The 17,726-nt window shown below is 55.9% G+C and carries 15 protein-coding genes; 8 read left to right on the top strand and 7 right to left on the bottom strand.

The window, feature by feature from the left end:
- Positions 1–10 precede the first annotated feature (10 nt).
- The gene (locus AD944_RS15480) at positions 11–1,675 is read right to left on the bottom strand and encodes an NAD(P)/FAD-dependent oxidoreductase (RefSeq protein ID WP_045542991.1); all 1,665 of its coding nucleotides are present in this window, start codon (positions 1,673–1,675) and stop codon (positions 11–13) included.
- A gap of 126 nt (positions 1,676–1,801) precedes the next feature.
- Between AD944_RS15480 and AD944_RS15475 the strand changes: the two genes are divergently transcribed.
- The 3 genes from AD944_RS15475 (at position 1,802) to AD944_RS15465 (ending at position 5,654) form a co-directional block, all read left to right on the top strand.
- Positions 1,802–3,115: a cation diffusion facilitator family transporter gene (locus tag AD944_RS15475; protein WP_236709266.1), complete on the top strand. Its 1,314-nt coding sequence runs from the start codon at positions 1,802–1,804 to the stop codon at positions 3,113–3,115.
- 52 nt (positions 3,116–3,167) lie between these two features.
- The gene (locus AD944_RS15470; RefSeq protein ID WP_082741284.1) at positions 3,168–4,103 is read left to right on the top strand and encodes a cation diffusion facilitator family transporter; all 936 of its coding nucleotides are present in this window, start codon (positions 3,168–3,170) and stop codon (positions 4,101–4,103) included.
- A 177-nt stretch (positions 4,104–4,280) separates the two neighbouring features.
- Positions 4,281–5,654: a chloride channel protein gene (locus tag AD944_RS15465; RefSeq protein ID WP_045542990.1), complete on the top strand. Its 1,374-nt coding sequence runs from the start codon at positions 4,281–4,283 to the stop codon at positions 5,652–5,654.
- A gap of 102 nt (positions 5,655–5,756) precedes the next feature.
- Here AD944_RS15465 and AD944_RS15460 read toward each other — a convergent pair whose 3' ends face one another.
- Positions 5,757–7,490, bottom strand: coding sequence for a Hint domain-containing protein (locus AD944_RS15460; protein ID WP_082741283.1), 1,734 nt, complete (start codon positions 7,488–7,490; stop codon positions 5,757–5,759).
- A gap of 280 nt (positions 7,491–7,770) precedes the next feature.
- Between AD944_RS15460 and AD944_RS15455 the strand changes: the two genes are divergently transcribed.
- From AD944_RS15455 to AD944_RS15445, 3 genes are all read left to right on the top strand, one after another.
- Positions 7,771–8,763: a CobW family GTP-binding protein gene (locus AD944_RS15455; protein ID WP_045542989.1), complete on the top strand. Its 993-nt coding sequence runs from the start codon at positions 7,771–7,773 to the stop codon at positions 8,761–8,763.
- Positions 8,760–9,812 (top strand): WD40 repeat domain-containing protein, encoded by a 1,053-nt coding sequence (locus AD944_RS15450; RefSeq protein WP_045542988.1) that lies wholly within the window; start codon positions 8,760–8,762, stop codon positions 9,810–9,812. Before AD944_RS15455 ends, AD944_RS15450 begins: the two co-directional genes overlap by 4 nt.
- Positions 9,813–9,932: 120 nt before the next feature.
- Positions 9,933–11,219: an NAD(P)/FAD-dependent oxidoreductase gene (locus AD944_RS15445; RefSeq protein ID WP_035377987.1), complete on the top strand. Its 1,287-nt coding sequence runs from the start codon at positions 9,933–9,935 to the stop codon at positions 11,217–11,219.
- A gap of 148 nt (positions 11,220–11,367) precedes the next feature.
- Here the strand turns inward: AD944_RS15445 and AD944_RS17130 are convergent, their stop codons facing one another.
- The 5 genes from AD944_RS17130 to AD944_RS15420 form a co-directional block, all read right to left on the bottom strand.
- Positions 11,368–11,544 (bottom strand): hypothetical protein, encoded by a 177-nt coding sequence (locus AD944_RS17130; RefSeq protein WP_231551587.1) that lies wholly within the window; start codon positions 11,542–11,544, stop codon positions 11,368–11,370.
- A gap of 15 nt (positions 11,545–11,559) precedes the next feature.
- The gene (locus AD944_RS15435; RefSeq protein WP_045542987.1) at positions 11,560–12,036 is read right to left on the bottom strand and encodes an Hsp20/alpha crystallin family protein; all 477 of its coding nucleotides are present in this window, start codon (positions 12,034–12,036) and stop codon (positions 11,560–11,562) included.
- A gap of 409 nt (positions 12,037–12,445) precedes the next feature.
- Positions 12,446–13,585: an acetoin dehydrogenase dihydrolipoyllysine-residue acetyltransferase subunit gene (locus AD944_RS15430; RefSeq protein ID WP_045542986.1), complete on the bottom strand. Its 1,140-nt coding sequence runs from the start codon at positions 13,583–13,585 to the stop codon at positions 12,446–12,448.
- Between the two features lie 3 nt (positions 13,586–13,588).
- Positions 13,589–14,617, bottom strand: coding sequence for an alpha-ketoacid dehydrogenase subunit beta (locus tag AD944_RS15425; protein WP_045542985.1), 1,029 nt, complete (start codon positions 14,615–14,617; stop codon positions 13,589–13,591).
- 108 nt (positions 14,618–14,725) lie between these two features.
- Entirely contained in the window at positions 14,726–15,691 is a 966-nt protein-coding gene (locus AD944_RS15420) for a thiamine pyrophosphate-dependent dehydrogenase E1 component subunit alpha (RefSeq protein ID WP_045542984.1), read from the bottom strand.
- Between the two features lie 288 nt (positions 15,692–15,979).
- On the opposite strand from AD944_RS15420, the gene AD944_RS15415 reads away from it, so the two are divergent.
- Both AD944_RS15415 and AD944_RS15410 read left to right on the top strand, forming a co-directional pair.
- A complete protein-coding gene (locus AD944_RS15415) occupies positions 15,980–16,360 on the top strand; it encodes a group III truncated hemoglobin (protein ID WP_035377975.1) in 381 nt (126 codons plus the stop codon).
- A 132-nt stretch (positions 16,361–16,492) separates the two neighbouring features.
- A complete protein-coding gene (locus AD944_RS15410; RefSeq protein WP_045542983.1) occupies positions 16,493–17,683 on the top strand; it encodes an acyltransferase family protein in 1,191 nt (396 codons plus the stop codon).
- Positions 17,684–17,726: the final 43 nt, after the last annotated feature.

The following is a 17,726-nucleotide window of genomic DNA, read 5'->3' as shown; positions in this document are numbered from 1 at the left end:
GGCTGTCCCGTTACAGCCCGAGCCCTTCCACCGGACGACCTGCCATATCCAGCGCCACTGCTTCCGCAATACGGATGCCGTCTATCCCGGCGGAAAGAATGCCGCCCGCATATCCGGCTCCTTCTCCTGCCGGGTAAAGGCCGGGCGTTCCTACAGATTGCCCGTCCTGCCCGCGCGGCAGGCGCACGGGAGAGGACGTACGGGTTTCAACACCAGTCATGACCGCGTCTTCCATAGCAAACCCGCGCAGCTTCCGATCAAAACGCGGCAACGCCTCCCGCAGGGCTTCCACTGCAAAATCAGGCAGGCAGGTTGAAAGATCCGTGGGTGTTACGCCGGGTTTGTAGGATGGCACAACATTCCCCAATGTGGTGGAAGGTCGTCCGGCCAGAAAATCCCCCACACGCTGGGCGGGAGCGTTGTAATTGCAGCCGCCAGCCACAAAGGCCTGTCGCTCCCAATGGCGCTGGAAATCAATGCCAGCCAGCGGATCATCCGGATAATCCTCACCGGGGCGCAGATCCACCACCATGCCGGAATTGGCGTTTCGTTCTGCACGGGAATACTGGCTCATCCCGTTGGTAACCACCTGCCCGATTTCGGACGTAGCCGCCACAACCGTGCCACCGGGACACATACAGAAAGAATACACCCCGCGTCCGTTACTGGCGTGATGCACCAGCCTATATTCTGCCGCACCCAGAAGCTTGTTGCCTGCACTCGGCCCGAACTGGGCGGTATCAATGACCGATTGCGGGTGTTCAATCCGCACCCCAATGGAAAACGGCTTGGCCTGCATTTCCACACCTGCGTCCCGCAGCATGGCAAACGTATCACGGGCACTGTGGCCCACGGCCATGACCACATGATCCACCTCTATCACGTCACCAGTAGCCGTGCGCACGCCTTTTATCCGGCGTGTTCCATCCTCCAGAACCAGTCCGTCCACACGGGTGCCAAAGCGATATTCCCCTCCGGCGGCTTCAATCTCTGCGCGGATATGCTCGACCATGGAAACCAGCCGAAACGTGCCAATATGCGGGTGCGCCAGATAGAGAATTTCCTCCGGGGCACCGGCTTTTACAAACTCCTCCAGCACGCGGCGGCCCAGAAAGCGTGGGTCCCGCACCTGACTGTACAGCTTACCGTCCGAGAACGTTCCTGCCCCGCCTTCTCCAAACTGCACGTTGCTTTCCGGCGTCAGCTCCCCGCGCCGCCACAGGGCAAACGTATCCACCGTGCGTTCCCGCACCACTTTGCCCCGTTCCAGCAGCAAAGGCCGCAGCCCCATGCGGGCCAGCATCAGTGCAGCCATAAACCCACAGGGGCCAGCACCAATCACAACAGGCCGTTTATAACCGGGCTTTGCCGCCAGCACCGCCCCCTGCTCCGCTGCCACCGGCTGCCGCCAAGCCATATCAGGCGCTATGGTCACGTGAGGGTTGGTGGGATGCTCTGCCCGAAAACGCGCCAGGACAGCGGCTTCGTTCTTCACCACGCAGTCCACAGTATAGACAAGCTTGATGGCGCTCCGCCGCCGCGCATCATGCCCGCGCCGAAACACACTGACACTTTCCAGCTCATCCGGAGCCAGCGCAAGGCGCTCGCGCACCGCGTCCTCCAGTGCTTGGGGGGGATGATCGAGTGGAAGCCGCAGTTCGGTCAGTCGGAGCATGGCGTGACCTTCATCAGATGTGATAGTACAAAAAATTCAGAAAAAGGGAGCCCGGGCTTCCTATGCCGGACAGCGTCTGAACGCAACGGTATGGTGGCACTCCAGCCCGCAAGGATGTAGCGTTTCATGGCCGACACCACTCCACAGAACCCGCACAACACGAACAGAACCGCCCCCGCCGCAACGCCTATTCCTGAGGATTCTGGCCACACCACGCCCCACACAGATCACGCAGGCTACCACCACGGAACGAAACAGACCGCTGACGGGCCTCAGGACTCCTTAGGGGCGCCAACAGGCACTGAAACGCCAGCCCACGCACACACTGGCCAGCAGGATGAGTCTGATCATCTGGACCACGGGCATGAGGCCTGCGCGCACGATCACGCCGAACCAGAACAGCCCCATGGCTCGGCTGATCTCCATACCCATGATCATACGCATGACGCGCATGCTACCGGGAGCGATCATGATGATGATCACCATCATGATCATGCTGACCACGACCATCACCACCACGGATTTGGCCATCATCATGTTCATGCGCCTGCTTCCTTTGGCACAGCCTTTGCTATCGGCATCACTCTGAATCTGGTCTATCTGGCGGCTGAAGCCCTGTGGGGCGTATTCTCCCATTCTCTGGCGCTGCTGGCCGATGCTGGCCATAATTTGTCCGATGTGCTGGCACTGGCCGCTGCATGGCTGGCGGAAAAACTGTCCAAACGCTCCCCCTCGGCCCGATTCACTTATGGCCTTCGGCGCTCCTCCATTCTGGCAGCCCTTTCAAACGCCGTGATCCTGCTGGTTGTTACAGGCGGGGTCGCGTGGGAATCCCTTGGCCGCCTACTGGAACCCAGCCCGGTGGCGGGCAAGACCGTCATGATTGTGGCAGCCATAGGCATTCTGGTGAATGGCGGCACCGCCATGCTGTTCGCATCTGGCCAGAAAAACGATCTCAACATTCGTGGTGCCTTTCTGCACATGATGGCGGATGCCGTTACCTCTCTGGCGGTGGTGATTGCTGGCGGTCTGGTTCTGCTGACCGGCCTGAACTGGATAGACCCGGCTGTCAGTCTGGCCATCTCCGCGCTGGTGGTGCTGACCACATGGGGCCTGCTGCGCGATTCCGTGGATATGGCGCTGGATGCCGTACCCCGCTCCATTGACCATGCGGCCGTGGAAGATTTTCTACGCACTATTCCCGCTGTGGCAGATCTTCATGACCTGCATATCTGGCCGATCAGCACAACCGAAACCGCCCTCACGGTCCATCTGGTGCTGGTCTCCACACCACCCATCAATTCCGCCGCCCAGACGGCCCTGTTGCAGAATGTGGTTGAGGGGCTACGCTCACGCTTCAATATTGCCCACCCCACCGTGCAGATTGAAGAAGCCTGCTACGCGCCCTCCTGCCATCTGGTTGATCCGCATACTGTCTGACTGCGTTTTTCCGCTCTCTCACATGTGTTTCGTATAAAGGGTTCCGCCTGTTTTGACCTTGCGTCTCCCCCTACCCGAAAGCAACAAAGGTATTGCAGCGTGCAGCCTTGTTATCAGTCTTGTCGCGCTGGGGCTGAAATACGCCGCATGGGCCGTTAGCGGCAGCGTGGCGCTGTATTCCGATGCCGTGGAAACCATCATCAACGTGGTCGCAGCGGTCGGGGGACTGTGGGCTCTGGCTGTGTCTGAACGTCCGGCTGACCACAACCATACCTATGGCCATTACAAGGCCGAATATCTTTCCGCCGTGGCGGAAGGGACTATGGTTCTGGTGACAGCGTTCATTATCGGGCGGGAAGCTGTAGAAGGGTGGTTACACCCTCATCCCGCACTAGCTCCTTATGCAGGTGTAGCGCTGAACGGCATTGCCACCTTGGTCAATCTGGGCTGGGGCCTGACCATGCTTCAGGCAGGACGCGCACGCCGCTCTCCTGCTCTGGTGGCAGGCGGCCAACATGTGCTTTCTGATGTGTGGACCGGCGTTGGGTTGGTGGTCGGTATTTTGCTAATTCCGCTGACAGGCTGGGTACGGCTGGATGCCGTGCTGGCTGGGCTGATTGCGCTGAACGTGCTCCGGGTAGGCTGGAACGTGATGAAAGACTCCATTGCCGGGCTGATGGATCAGGCTCCAGACCCTGAAACGCTGGATCAGATCCGCGAGGTCATTGCCGATAACGGACGCGGGGCCATAGAAGCGCATGACATCCGTACCCGCGTGGTAGGGGCCATGACCTTCCTTGATTTCCACCTGGTCGTGCCGGGCAGCATGAGCGTGCATGAAGCGCACGAGATCTGTGACCGGATTGAAAATGCGCTTGAGGGCAAAATGGGCAATACGCTGGTCCATATCCATGTAGAGCCGGACAACAAGGCCAAGCATGAAGGGATTGTGTTTTGGCCTCGGCCAGACACAGCATCTGGCCAGTAAAGCGGCCTGATACCCCTCTGGTCACGCCTGGGCCCGCGTCCCTCTGCAAGCATGACACACTCCACGCTATGTGCGTCTGGCTCATAAAGCCTTTCGACAAGGAAAGACTTTGCTTCCTTCATGGAACGAGCATGTTACAAGGCCCCTAATATTTCCTCGGACTTTCAGGATAGTCTCATGCCCGCCAGCGTGACCGCCACCTCTGCTCATCTCCGCCATATCCGGGAGCAGGCCAAAGCAGGCACCGTCAACTGGCGGCGCAAACTCATTTACTGGTCCGGCGGGGTTATGGTCGGGATCATCGCAGTTGCGTTCGCCGCGCTTGCCGATAAAGCGGCAGACCTGAGAAACCACATTATCACGCTCAGCCCTTGGCTTATGCTGATTGTCACCCCAGGAGGGCTCGCGCTCTCCACGTGGTTGACACGCAAATGGTTCAAGGGGGCACAGGGCAGCGGTATTCCTCAGGCCATTGCCTGCATGCATCTGCATGATTTCCGGGTTGTGGACCGTGTTCTTTCTCTTAAAATCGCCATCGCCAAAATCTTTCTCACATCACTCGGGCTACTGTCCGGCGCTTCCATCGGGCGAGAAGGACCAACTGTACAGGTTGGCGCTTCCATCATGCACACGGTAGGACGATTTATCGGCATCAATGATCCGGTACGGCAGCATGCGCTCATCAAGGCAGGGGGAGCAGCCGGGGTTGCGGCAGCCTTTAACACCCCTCTGGCTGGTATTGTATTCGGAATTGAGGAACTGGCTCATTCCTACGAACAGCGCACCAGTGGCACCATGCTGACTTGTGTGGTTCTGGCGGGGGTAACCGCCATTGCTCTGGTCGGCAACTACACCTATTTCGGGCATACGGATTCTGTGGTGCCTGTTGGCATCAGTTGGCTGGCTGTTCTGGCCTGCGGCATTATGGGTGGGGTAAGCGGTGGCATGTTCTCTGCCCTGCTTATTCGAATTTCACGAGGTATTCCTGGAAAATTCGGCAAGTTCGTTGCAAACTGGCCGATCACTTTTGCTGCGCTGTGCGGCCTTGTTCTGGCTGTGATTGGCCTTCTGTCTGGCGGCATGACCTACGGAACGGGTTATCTCCAGGCGCGTGATATCATTATGGGAGACGAACATTACCCGGCCTCCTACTTTGTGCTGAAATGCGTTGCTACCATTGTTTCCTATTGTTCCGGCATTCCCGGCGGCTTGTTTGCCCCTTCCCTTTCCGTTGGCGCTGGTATGGGTGGCTGGATTGCACAGTTTCTGCCCCACACCACACCAGGAGCCGTCGTTCTGTTGGGAACAGTGGCCTATTTTGCCGCCGTGACCCAGTCTCCCCTTACAGCAACAGTTATTGTGATGGAAATGTGCGATAACCAGCAGGTCACACTGGCGCTGCTGGCCAGCGCCTTTCTGGCGTTTGGTGTTTCCCGTGCCATTTGCAGCCACGCTCTTTACGGCGCACTGGCCGTAAAATTCCTGCGCTCCGCCAACCCACGCCCCGGCATGTCCACCCGCCCCTCCACCGCCACAGATACAGCACGCTGATTTCACCTTCCGGAACGGGATAACAGGCCCATAAACAGAAAGGGGAACGCTGCGTTAACAGCGCTCCCCTTTTCTGTTTTGATGCCTAAAGATTAACAGGTTTTACACGCTGGCAATTTTCTGTTCCGTCTGCACGTCTTCCAGCACATAGGGACCTGCAGCAACAATCCGCACACTCAACATAGCCAGCGCACCCGGCTTACGCCCGCTGAGTGGAATTTCCGCACATCCTGCCGTCCAGCGCATGCTGTGGCCAGCGTCCACACCATGCCAACCCTGCAAGTCTGCATCCTGCATGATTGTTTCCAACTGACGGGCCGCACCAACCCCTTCCTGCAGGCTGATGTTGCTCACCAGAACACCCAGTTGACGCCGATCATCCACAAACGGACCAATTGTGTCTGCCGGGCGGCTTGTACGAGACGCCAGCCACACGCGCTCAACACCGGGGGGCACAAGGAAGAACACTTTGCCGTTCTGTTCACGAGCCTTACGAATAATAGCACCGTTTTCTGTCACCAGATGCACGTCAGCATCATTGGTCAGAACGGGTGCCGGGGTAACAGCTTCAATTCCGGCATGCTTTGCACGGGCTTCAATCTTGCGGAAAATCGGCTCCACAACACTCGGATCCACAACCAACGGCGCAGCAGCATCTTCCGCCCATGTACGAACGGTCTTGTGGGAACCAGCGTTGAGGCTGACAACAGTGCCTTCCTGCCGGAAAGAACCCCGGTTACCGGTATCCAGATAGCTTTCTGTCATCATACCATCCGCCACAATAACGGAATGCTGCTCGGTTTCGATGTGATAGTAATCGTAAGAGGTAATGGAGTGATCATAGAAAATGGATGCACCATTCACCAGCATGCGCACAGGCGTAAACAGACCATTGAAGAACAGGCAATGTTCTGGTGTCACCAGCATGTCCTTGTAGGGGACACCTTCCGCCAGCGCGTCTTTCAGAATACGCACCGGATACCCGGCTTCATCGTCCGGCAAACCAGCCTTGACTGTAACGTGCGCCTTGCCAGCCCACACCACTTTCCGAACCTGCTGCTGCCCATCCACGTAAGCAACAACACTGTCTCCAAACCAAATATCCTGAACAGCCACATCTCCCTCGGGAGTGCGGATCATGGAATCAGGCAGGAAGCAGGTAATTACGCCACCATTGCCATCAGACTGAGTAAAATTCTTGCTGTAATTACCACTCCAGTTATGGGTTCCTGTATTCCTTAGATCAAAGGGGTCTCCAGACAATGTAATCGCTCGTCCAATCCCTAGAATCCCCAGCAAACTGACACCATCGCCAATTGTCGTTGTGTTTGTTAGTGGGTTGTACGACGCAGGAATTGAACTGCTGCTTGGAAAATCCATTACAAAATTCTTGGGAATGGTTGTCGTTGTGTTCCCATTCGTATCAACAAATGACACTGGCAGGCTCAACACACCAAGCGACAATCCGGTAGGTTCAACTTTAATTTCGCCACCAGCGGGACCAACTGTAACAGTATTAAGGACTTTTGCGCCAATAACACTGCCTTGCAAATCCAGTATTCCGCCATTGACAGTGAGAGAGGTTGCAACCCCTGCATCCAGAAGTCCTCCGCCCACTTTGGCTGTTGCACCATTCTGTACGGTAATGGAAGAAATTGCACTGACACCCGCCAATCCGGTCGACAGATCGACAACAACATTATCGCCTGCTGGCGTATCCGCATTTTTGGTTACGACAATAGCACTCAGTGCCGAAACACCAGCTAATGATGACAGATCGCCACTACTGTATACAGTAGCAACCCCTGCATTGATTTTAACGAGAGCACCGGCCATGTCTTAACCTTTCATTAATACATAAAAATTTCGTCCTTGATTTACATAATTCCAAATTATTAATTTAAAGTTAGCAAAACTATTAACACTCGCGATTCGTTTTGATTTTTTCTAACAGGCCTCTTTTCGTATCGCTTCCTGCCAAAAAACTGGCGAAGACAGCCAAGAACCACCTCCCCGTCCCTCCTGAACAAGGCAGCTTCTCCCCTACTCTGGTGTGATGCCGCCCCGAGCCCTATATGAATGACACCTGTTTCTGTTAACGGAGGCCCTGTTATTCATGTCTGATGCGCCCCTTCCTTCTGATACTCAGGACGCACTTGTTCCTGTTACCGTGCTCACGGGTTTTCTGGGTGCTGGCAAAACCACCCTGCTCAACCATATTCTGACCGCCGAACACGGCCGCAAATATGCCGTTGTGATTAACGAATACGGTGAACTCGGTGTGGATAATGACCTTGTAGTCGATGCCGATGAAGAAGTGTTCGAGATGAACAATGGCTGCATCTGCTGCACCGTGCGCGGAGACCTGATCCGTATTCTGGGTGGTTTGATGAAGCGCCGTGGCAAGTTTGACGGCATTATTATTGAAACCACGGGCCTGGCAGACCCCGCCCCCGTGGCCCAGACCTTCTTTGCGGATGAAGACGTACGCGCCAAAACACGGCTGGATGCTGTGGTGACGGTGGTGGATGCCCTGAATATCCTGCAAACCCTGAAGGAAAGCCCGGAAGCGCATCAGCAGATTGCATTTGCCGATGTCATGATTCTGAACAAGACAGATCTGGTGGATGATGCACAGTTGAAACAGGTGGAAGACACCCTGCGCAGCATCAATGCCATTGCCCCCATCCACCGTGCCCAAAAAGGCAATGTGAAGCTGACGGACGTTATGGACCGCGGTGGCTTTGATCTTCAGCGCGTTCTGGAACACATGCCGGACTTTCTGGAAAACCCGGAACACCACCATGAAGAGGATCTGAGCAGCGTTTCCCTGACGGTGAAGACCCCGCTGGATGCAGGCAAATTTCAGATGTGGATTGGCGCACTGCTTCAGGAAAAAGGAGCGGACATTCTGCGCACCAAGGGGATTCTGAATTTTGAGGGCCAGCCTGACCGCTTTGCCTTTCAGGCCGTGCACATGATGGCGGATGGCAATAACATCGGCCCGTGGAAAGAAGGTGAACCCCGAGACTCCCGTCTGGTGTTCATTGGCCGCAACCTCAACCGGCCCCAGCTCCGCCGTGGGCTTGAAAGCTGTGCCGTAGCATGAGCGAGACCCTGACCCTGCGTGGCCTGATTGAAAAACGCGGCGCATCCCGCGTGGTGGAAGGCCATATCACGTCTTGCGCTGCCTCCCGCGATCATCAACGCTTTGCCTTCACCACAGGCGAGGGTGACGTGATTGTGGCGCATCGGAGCGATCTGACCGATGCGGCAAGCTGGGCCACCTATGCCGTGCATGATGGCCCAGCCCTTTCCGTAACACCTGACACAGACCCACATGGGTTTCTGACAGGTGGTGATGATGGCCGCCTGTGCCGACTGGACATGCACGGGGAGATTGAGGAACTGGGCAAAAGCCGCCGATGGGTGGAGCATGTGCTGAGTTATGTGGACAATAAAACGTCTTACATTGCGGCTGCCATGGGCAAACAGGTTGAACTGCGGGATGCTACGGGACGAACCGTGCTGAAAACGTTTGAGCACCCCTCTTCTGTGTCGGGCATCACGTTTGACGCCAAGGGCAAGCGGCTTGCGGCCTCACACTATAACGGCGCTTCGCTGTGGTACACGCAGTCCAAGAGTGACAATCCACGCCTGCTGGAATGGAAAGGCAGTCACATTGGCATAGCCATGCACCCGCAGGGTGAGGCACTGGTCACTGCCATGCAGGACAATGATCTGCATGGCTGGCGGCTGTCTGATGGCCACAATATCCGCATGAGCGGCTACCCCACCAAGGTCCGTTCCATGTCCTTTTCCGCCAACGGCAAGTGGCTGGCTACCAGCGGGGCGGATGTCGTGGTCATGTGGCCGTTCTTTGGTGGTGGCCCCATGGGCAAACCACCTGCGGAACTGCCCGGTGCCGGTGGTGCCCTCTGCACCCGGGTGGCGTTTCATCCTGAACAGGAAGTTGTTGCAGCAGGATTTGCCGATGGTACGGTGCTTATGATTGAACCTGCCACGGAACGAGTGCTACCAGTCTCCTTGGGCGGTAATGGTCCCATAAGTGCTCTGGCCTATAGCGCAGATGGCTGCATGCTGGGTTTTGGCACGGAAGAAGGACTGATCGGTCTGGTTGATCTGGCCGCTGCCTGACGCAGGTCTGCCAGACCCTGTGCGTCTGGCAGACAACATTTGCGTGACCTCAACAAGCAGTGCGTTGCGTCTATCCGCTTCTCGCCAAATAGGTGAGGAGCAATGGAGGGTTAATTTGGTATGAGTGATCAGTTTCGGTTGGTGATTGTGGGTGGCGGTATTGCCGGGCTCGCTCTGGCCACGCGCCTTGGCAACAGCCTTGGCCGTGCGGGCAAGCTGGATATTACCCTGGTGGACAAAGGCTTTGCCCATGTCTGGAAACCCATGCTCCATTGCTTTGCCGCAGGCACAGCCCGGAACGAGAATGATCGCATCACCTTCATCTCCCATGCGGCAGGACACGGTTTTCGCTTTTGCTATGGTGAGATTGCAGGGCTGGACCGCACCAATCGGCGCATCACTCTTGCCCCCTTGGTGGAGCAGGACGATGAGGATGTGATTCTGGAAGAACGGTATCTGGATTATGATGCCGTGATTTTTGCCATTGGCAGTCGCGCCAATGATTTTGGCACCCCCGGCGTGGAACAGCACTGCATTTTTCTGGATAACGTGGTTGAAGCGAACAACTTCAATGAACGCTTCCGCCATGCGCTGCTCCAGTCCTACGGGCGCGGCACTCCGCTTGATATTGCCATTGTAGGCGGCGGCGCGACTGGCGTGCAGCTAGCGGCGGAACTGCACAAGGCGCTGGACATCGGCTCCCTTTACAATTTCACCCCCCAAACGCCTGAAATGCGCGTTACGCTGCTGGAAGCTGGTCCCCGCATCCTGCCTTCCTTCCCGGAAGATGTATCGGAAGGCGCACGTAAACAGCTTGAGGCGCTGAAAATTTCCGTCCGCACGGGTGCCATGGTCTCCGGTGTGGATGAGAAAGGCTTTATCCTCAAGGATGGCTCTCGCGTGGATGCCCAGTTCCGTGTCTGGGCTGCCGGAGTGAAAGCACCGGATGTCACCCGCGTTCTGGATGGTCTGGACTGCGCCCGTGGCGGGCAGCTTGTGGTCAAACCCAATCTCCAGACCACGCAGGATGATCGGATTTTTGCTGTCGGGGACTGCTCCTTCATTACTGAAAATCCGTTCCCGCCCACAGCACAGGTTGCCCGGCAGGAAGCGCATCATCTGGCAAAATATCTGCCAGACTGGATTTTGCACCAAAAGCCCGTACCGCCTTTCAAATTCCATAACAAAGGCGCCATTGTGGCCCTTGGCAGCTACAACGGCTGGGGTGCCTTTGCAGATGGTAAGACCTTTGGCGGTGGTGCCCTGCATGGACTAAGCGCCCGGCTTGGCCACACAGCCCTGTATCGCCAGCATCAGATTGAGCTCTACGGCGTGACACGCGGGCTGATTGCCTGCTTTACAGACTGGCTGGATGGCTTTGTACGCCCACCCATCCGAATGGACTAAGTCCGGTCTCCCACTTCAGACGGTATGAAGTATCGTCTGGAGCCAATCTGTGTTTTTCAAAGCCTGTTTCTGCATGACAACAAACCCCGCGTGAGCGAATCACGCAGGGTTTTGTTTTGTGCTCTTTCCGCCAGAGGGCAGGAACAGTTTAATCCAGATATTTTGCGGTGCCCTTATTCAGGCCCTCAATAAAATGCTCACACAGCATTTCCACCACTTCACCTTTGGTGTTCTTCAGCCGGACCTTGCACTCTCCATCGTTAACGGTGCCCAGCATGGTGTAGTGGGTTCCAGAAACGTCAACCTTGCGGTCTTTTACACTCATTTTCATTCGTCCTGTTTATTCGGCCTTGATGGCAATATGCCGCTCGGCCGGTTTGCTTTCTACCTTTTTGGGCAACGTAATGGTCAACACGCCCAACTTGAGACCGGCAGAAATCTTCTCCACATCCACATCGTCCGGAAGCGTGAACGTTTCTTCAAACGCTGCAAACTGACGCCCACTAACATGATGCTTCGCTGGTTCTTCCGTAACGGGCTTTTTCTTCTCCCCGCTTATGGTCAAAACACCATTGGCCGTTCCGAGCTTGATGTCTTCTTCAGAGCACCCCGGCACTTCTGCAACAATCTGATACGCTTTTGCTGTTTCTGTAATATCGGTTGCCCCAAAACGGTGGGCTCCGCTGGCATCAGGCGCTTTGTAATCTTCAAACAGACGGCTCATCTGGCGTTGAAGCGCTGTGAACGGATCTGCCACGCGCACACTGCCAACCGGAACACGTACAACCGGCGACCGACCATTTGCTGAATACGTCATCTCATCCTCCTCTTTTCAGAGGCGCTACCGACCGTAGCCTCTGAACATGGGCATGATTTCCCTTTTCTGCTTGCTCTCCTTTGATCCAGATCAAATAATCCAGAGAACGACCAGAAACGCCGCAATGCGCCCACTGCATGGCATAAGACTTCTCTTTTTTATGAAAAACGCTTCCATTTATATGAATAAATCAAAAACCCCATCCAGACTGATAGCACCGCACTGCAAAAAGGGATCAGGCTCCCGGCCTTTCAGACGTAAATGAATGGCGCATCTCCGCCACCAGCCTCTCTTTCCCCATTCTCCATCCGCCACAAAAAAAGACGGCAGAGCATTTACTCTGCCGTCCCCAACTTTACCTTATGTGAAAACCGAGGAGGCATCCTGACCGAATACCTCCTGCGCCGTTTCAGGCAGGCACGCGTTCCTTCAGAAACTCTTCCGTCTCTTTATTCACGTCCGATGCTTTTTCCAATTGGGGCAGATGCCCCACGCCCGGCAGAATATGTTTCTTTACAGAAGAAGGAACATTCTCGGCACCCGCTACAGGCAGCACCTCATCAGCTTCTCCCCAGAAAAGCTGTACCGGCACTTTCGCCGCATCCAGCACAGGACGCAGATCATCCCCCTGCTCCCCATTGGGGAAACATGCCGTAGCAATGGTGCGCAGCGCATCACGTGCGCCATCCAACCGGCGTGCCCGCATCACGCTGTCCACCATTTTGCGCCCAATCAGGCTTTTGTCATGCACCAGTTTTTCAAGTTCCTGCTGCATGGCCCGGTTTCGGTCTGCTTCAATAAAGCCGGTAATGAACGCCATATTCACCGCCTTTTCCAGCCCGGCAGGAGCCACAAGAGAAAGCGAGGCGACTTTATCCGCATGGTCGCGCAGCAGTGTGAGGGCAATGCCACCGCCCAGCGAATGCCCCATGACATGCGCCTTGGAAATGGAGAGTGCGTCCAGCAGGTCCGCCACGGCACCCGCCAGCCCCGCCAGAGAACCATCCGTCACTGCTTTGGTGGAGGCCCCATGGCCCGGCAGATCAAACGCAATTACCCGGCGGCCGGAGGCAAGGGCGTCCTGCGTTAAAAGCCAGTTGCTGATATCACCGCCAAACCCATGAATAAGCAGAAGCGGCAGGTCATCCCCGGTCCCGACATCACGCACGTTCAGGCTATACTCACCAGCCTGCACCTGATGAGGTTCCGTATCGGCAGAGTTTGCTCCCTCCGCTTCTTCACCCGTGCTCTGTTCTGCCTGGAAACGGGTCACAAAAGCCTCGATATCCGCATCAGACACAGCGGGGTCAGCCAATACGCCAATCAGCGCACCAACGGGCAGCGTTTCACCGGCTGGTGCCACCTGTTTGCGCAGCACCCCTGCCGTGGGGCTTTCATATCCGCTGGTAATCTTGCTAGTTTCAATATCAGCCAGTTCATCACCCTGCTTCACGCTCTGCCCCGGTTCCACCAGCCAGGAGGCAAGTTTGCCTTCTGTCATGGCCAGACCGAATTTGGGCATTGTCAGGGCTACAATGGTATTTGTCATGGTTCAGGCAACCTCACGCGCATGCTGTTTCATGACGTTTTTCACAGCAGCTTCAATTTTTTCTGCACTGGGCATATAGAGTTTTTCAAGCGGTGTAGAAAATGGCACTGGCGTATGCGGTGGCACAACCCGCACAATCGGAGCTTTCAGCGCCCCAAAGGCACGTTCCGCCACAAGGGCTGAAATATCGCAGGCCATGTTGCAGCGTGGGCTGGATTCATCCACCACCACAAGGCGACCCGTTTCTTCCACACATTCCAGAATGGTGTCTTCATCAAACGGGGATGTGGTACGGGGGTCGATCACGGTACAGGTAATACCCTGTTTTTCCAGCCGATCCGCAGCTTCATTCGCCATACCCACCATGCGGCCAATGGCCACAATGGTCACATCCTCACCTTCGCGCGTCAGGTTCGCTTCCCCAAACGGGATGGTGTAGGATTCATCAGGAACATCTTCCTCCTCATCATACATCACCTTGTTTTCAAGGAAAATGACCGGATCATCATCACGGATGGCTTCAATCAGCAGCCCCTTGGCCTCATACGGCGAGGACGGGATCACCACTTTCAGCCCCGGAATATGCGTAAACAGCGGATAAAGGGACTGGCTGTGCTGCGCGGCCGCATTGAACCCGGCGCCATACATGGCACGGATAACCATGGGCGTGCGGGCCTTGCCGCCAAACATGTACCGGAATTTGGCTGCCTGATTAAGCACCTGATCCAGACAGGACCCGATAAAATCAACAAACATCAGTTCTGCCACCGGGCGCAGGCCCGTTGCCGCAGCACCTGCGGCGGCCCCAATGTAGGAGGCTTCCGAGATCGGGGTATCCAGCACACGGTCTTCCCCAAATTCGGTCAGGAGACCCTTGGTTACCCCCAGCACGCCACCCCACGCATCCTTCACGCCGGATGTGCCGCCTCGGCCGCCAGCCACATCTTCCCCCATCAGGATCACGCGCGGATCACGCCGCATTTCCTGCCGCAGGGCCTCATTAATGGCCTGACGAAAACTCTTTTTACTCATTGTCTTTTCGTCCTTCTGTCCTGCCGGGAGCGCCCTTACGCTGTAACTGCTTACTGCGTTTAAGCCCTACCACCGGCTGGCGTTGTTCCTGTTTATCTGAAGCTGTGCTCAGTATTTCACATAGACATCAGCCATCAGGGCTGAATCCTCAGGCCATGGAGCAGCCTTGGCGGCAATAACGGAGCTTTCAACTTCATCCGCCACGGCTGCATCAATGTCATCCAGCGCGGTGGCTTCCAACAAACCGGCAGAGGTTACACGCTCACGGAAATGCTTCAGGCAATCATGATGTTCTTTTTGTTCTGCCACTTCGCCAGCAACACGGTAGGTCATGGCATCGCCTTCAAAGTGCCCATACCAGCGGCTAAGATGCACATGCAGCATCACCGGACCTTTGCCTGAGCGCGCATAATCAATGGCCTCACGCGCTGATTCATAAACAGAAAAGAAATCCGTCCCGTCACACTCCATGTACGGCATACCAAATCCGGCAGCCCGGTCTTTCTGTGTACCTGCACAGGCATAGGAAGCGCCGGTGGCTTCACCATACCCATTATCTTCCACCACAAATACGGCTGGCAGTTTCCACACGCTGGCCAGATTCAGGCTTTCAAGCGTGAACCCTTCATTGGACGCACCATCCCCGTAAAAGGCAATGGCCACACCATTATCTTTCAGAGTTTTGTGAGAAAGCGCCGCACCGCAGATAAGCGGCGGACCACCACCAACAATACCGTTTGCGCCCAGCATCCCCTTGGAGAGGTCCGCAATGTGCATGGAGCCTCCCTTGCCACGGCACACCCCTGTCTGGCGCCCATAAATTTCGGCCATCATGCCGCCAACATCCACGCCCTTGGCAATGCAATGCCCGTGGCCGCGGTGTGTGCTGGCAATGGTGTCATTATCCGTCAGATGCGCACACACGCCTACTGCGGACGCTTCCTCGCCACAGTAAAGATGTACGAAGCCGGGAATTTCCCCTGTGGCAAATTCCACGTGCAGCCGTTCTTCAAACGCACGAATGGTACGCATGGCCCGGTAGGACTGGAGCAGTGTTTCTCTGGCAATCTGCATGGAGGAGATCCTTCCCCTTATTATTGAGTGTTATGAGAGTTAGAGTGCCAACGCCCCCATGTTACGTACCGTTGCGCATACGTCAGCTCAATTCATGCGATTCACGCATATGTGAATTTCTTAATTTTTATATCAGAAAGGCTTTGTTTTCCCCATTTTCCACGGCCCACTCAGTGTCGGTCTGGACAGGCGTGCTCTGCCTTACTTTTATGGCCTGCCACCTTTATAATCCGCACATCTTTGAACAGACCTGATGAGGGAGTAATTCCCCGCTACTGGAGAAGACGTATGCAGCAGCCCATCCCCCGCATCCCAGATGAGACTCTCCGCAAGCTGATTGCCGTTTTCTATACACGGGTGCGCAAGGACCCTTTAATCGGCCCCGTTTTCAACGCATCCATTTCTGACTGGAACGCCCATCAGGAAACCTTGTTCCATTTCTGGGCCTCCCTTTTATACGGCAACACGGGCTATAATGGGCGGCCAGTGCCCGCCCATTTCAAACACCGCGAGCACATGACTCCAGCCGCCTTCACACGCTGGCTGACGCTGTGGCAACAGACCACCACGGAACTCCTCTCGCCAGAAGCTGCGGCCCTGCTGCAAAACCGGGCCGAATGTATTGGCAACAGTTTTCAACGCGCCATGTCCTTCCAGAGTGGCCTTTAGAGCGGTCTACAAACGGCCTCATCTGAGGGCATCACTCTTCCCTGCATTCCTCATTCTTAAGAAATCAGCCCCATTTCCACCATGAACCCCGGGTAGTTCTTCGGCTTTCCATCCGCGTCGGATACACCGCATATGCTCCCTTCAGGTTCTGTGGCTCCCCCTTTCCCCCTCAGCCACCGTAACCGGCGGATTGATCTGCTACGCGGCGTGGCCATTCTGCTGGTGCTGTTTCACCATTTCTGCATTGCCTATCCGCTCAACCACTCCTGGTTGGGCACTTTGCTCACCCCAGACGGGGTGCGCGCCATAGCCCGTAACGGCAATTACGGCGTGACGCTGTTTTTTGTCATTTCCGGCTTTCTGATTACCAGCAACGCGCTAGCACGCTGGGGCAGTCTGGCAGCACTCAATGTCCGGTCTTTCTACGCCTTTCGCATAGCGCGCATTCTGCCCTGCCTGCTTCTGCTGCTGGCTGTGGTAAATAGTCTGGCTCTTGCAGGCCTTCCCATTTTTGCCACTCATTGCCCCGGCCTTCCCCCCTTGGCCGGTATGCTACGGGCCAATCTTGCCGCCCTCACCTTCAGCATGAATGTGTTTATTGCCCACCATGGCTGGGCCAATTATGCTCTGGGTGTTCTCTGGTCGCTCTCGGTTGAGGAAGTCTTTTACGCCACGTTTCCACTGGTCGCCCTGCTGCTGCGTCGCCAGTCTTTCATTATGGCGTTCTGGGCCCTTATTGCCGTAATTGGCCCTTTCTACCGCATGGCTCATCAGGATGATGAATCCGGCTTTCTCTTCGCCTATTTTGCATCTTTTGACGGCATCGCCATTGGCTGCATGGCTGCGGTTCTGGTCTCAAAATGGCAGTTGCAGCACCAACTGGCCCGTATCCTGCAACCCGTTGTCATTATTGGTATGGCAAGCCTTTATCTCTATCGCTCCATAGGCGGCACCAATATCTGGGGTGTTTCCACCATGGCGTTAGGCACTGCCATCCTGCTGATCGCGTCCGTTCCTCATGCTGAAGGGCGCATTATCTCCCGTGTGCGCCTCCTGCGTGGCGTGGAATGGACTGGCCGCCTGAGCTACGAACTCTACCTGTTTCATCTGATTGTTCTGGGGCTTCTGCGCACTTTCCTCCCCGCCAGCACCGTGCCCACCACCGGCCCAATACGCGTTGTGCTGCTGGCAGTTTTCTTTATTGGCTCCTGCGGCATAGCCAGTCTGATTGGCCACTTCTTTGCCGAACCACTCAACAGGATACTCAGACGCACTTTGAAAAGTCCGCCACAAGGAGAAAGGGCGCGAGAGGCTTTAAACTGAAAAGACGGATTTGAAACCCCGATGCAAAAAAACATCGCGGCGG

The organism is Acetobacter tropicalis (genome assembly GCF_001580915.1).
Lineage (GTDB): Bacteria > Pseudomonadota > Alphaproteobacteria > Acetobacterales > Acetobacteraceae > Acetobacter > Acetobacter tropicalis.
The sequence above is the reverse complement of the archived record's forward strand: the minus strand, read 5'-3'. Positions and strand labels throughout refer to the sequence as shown.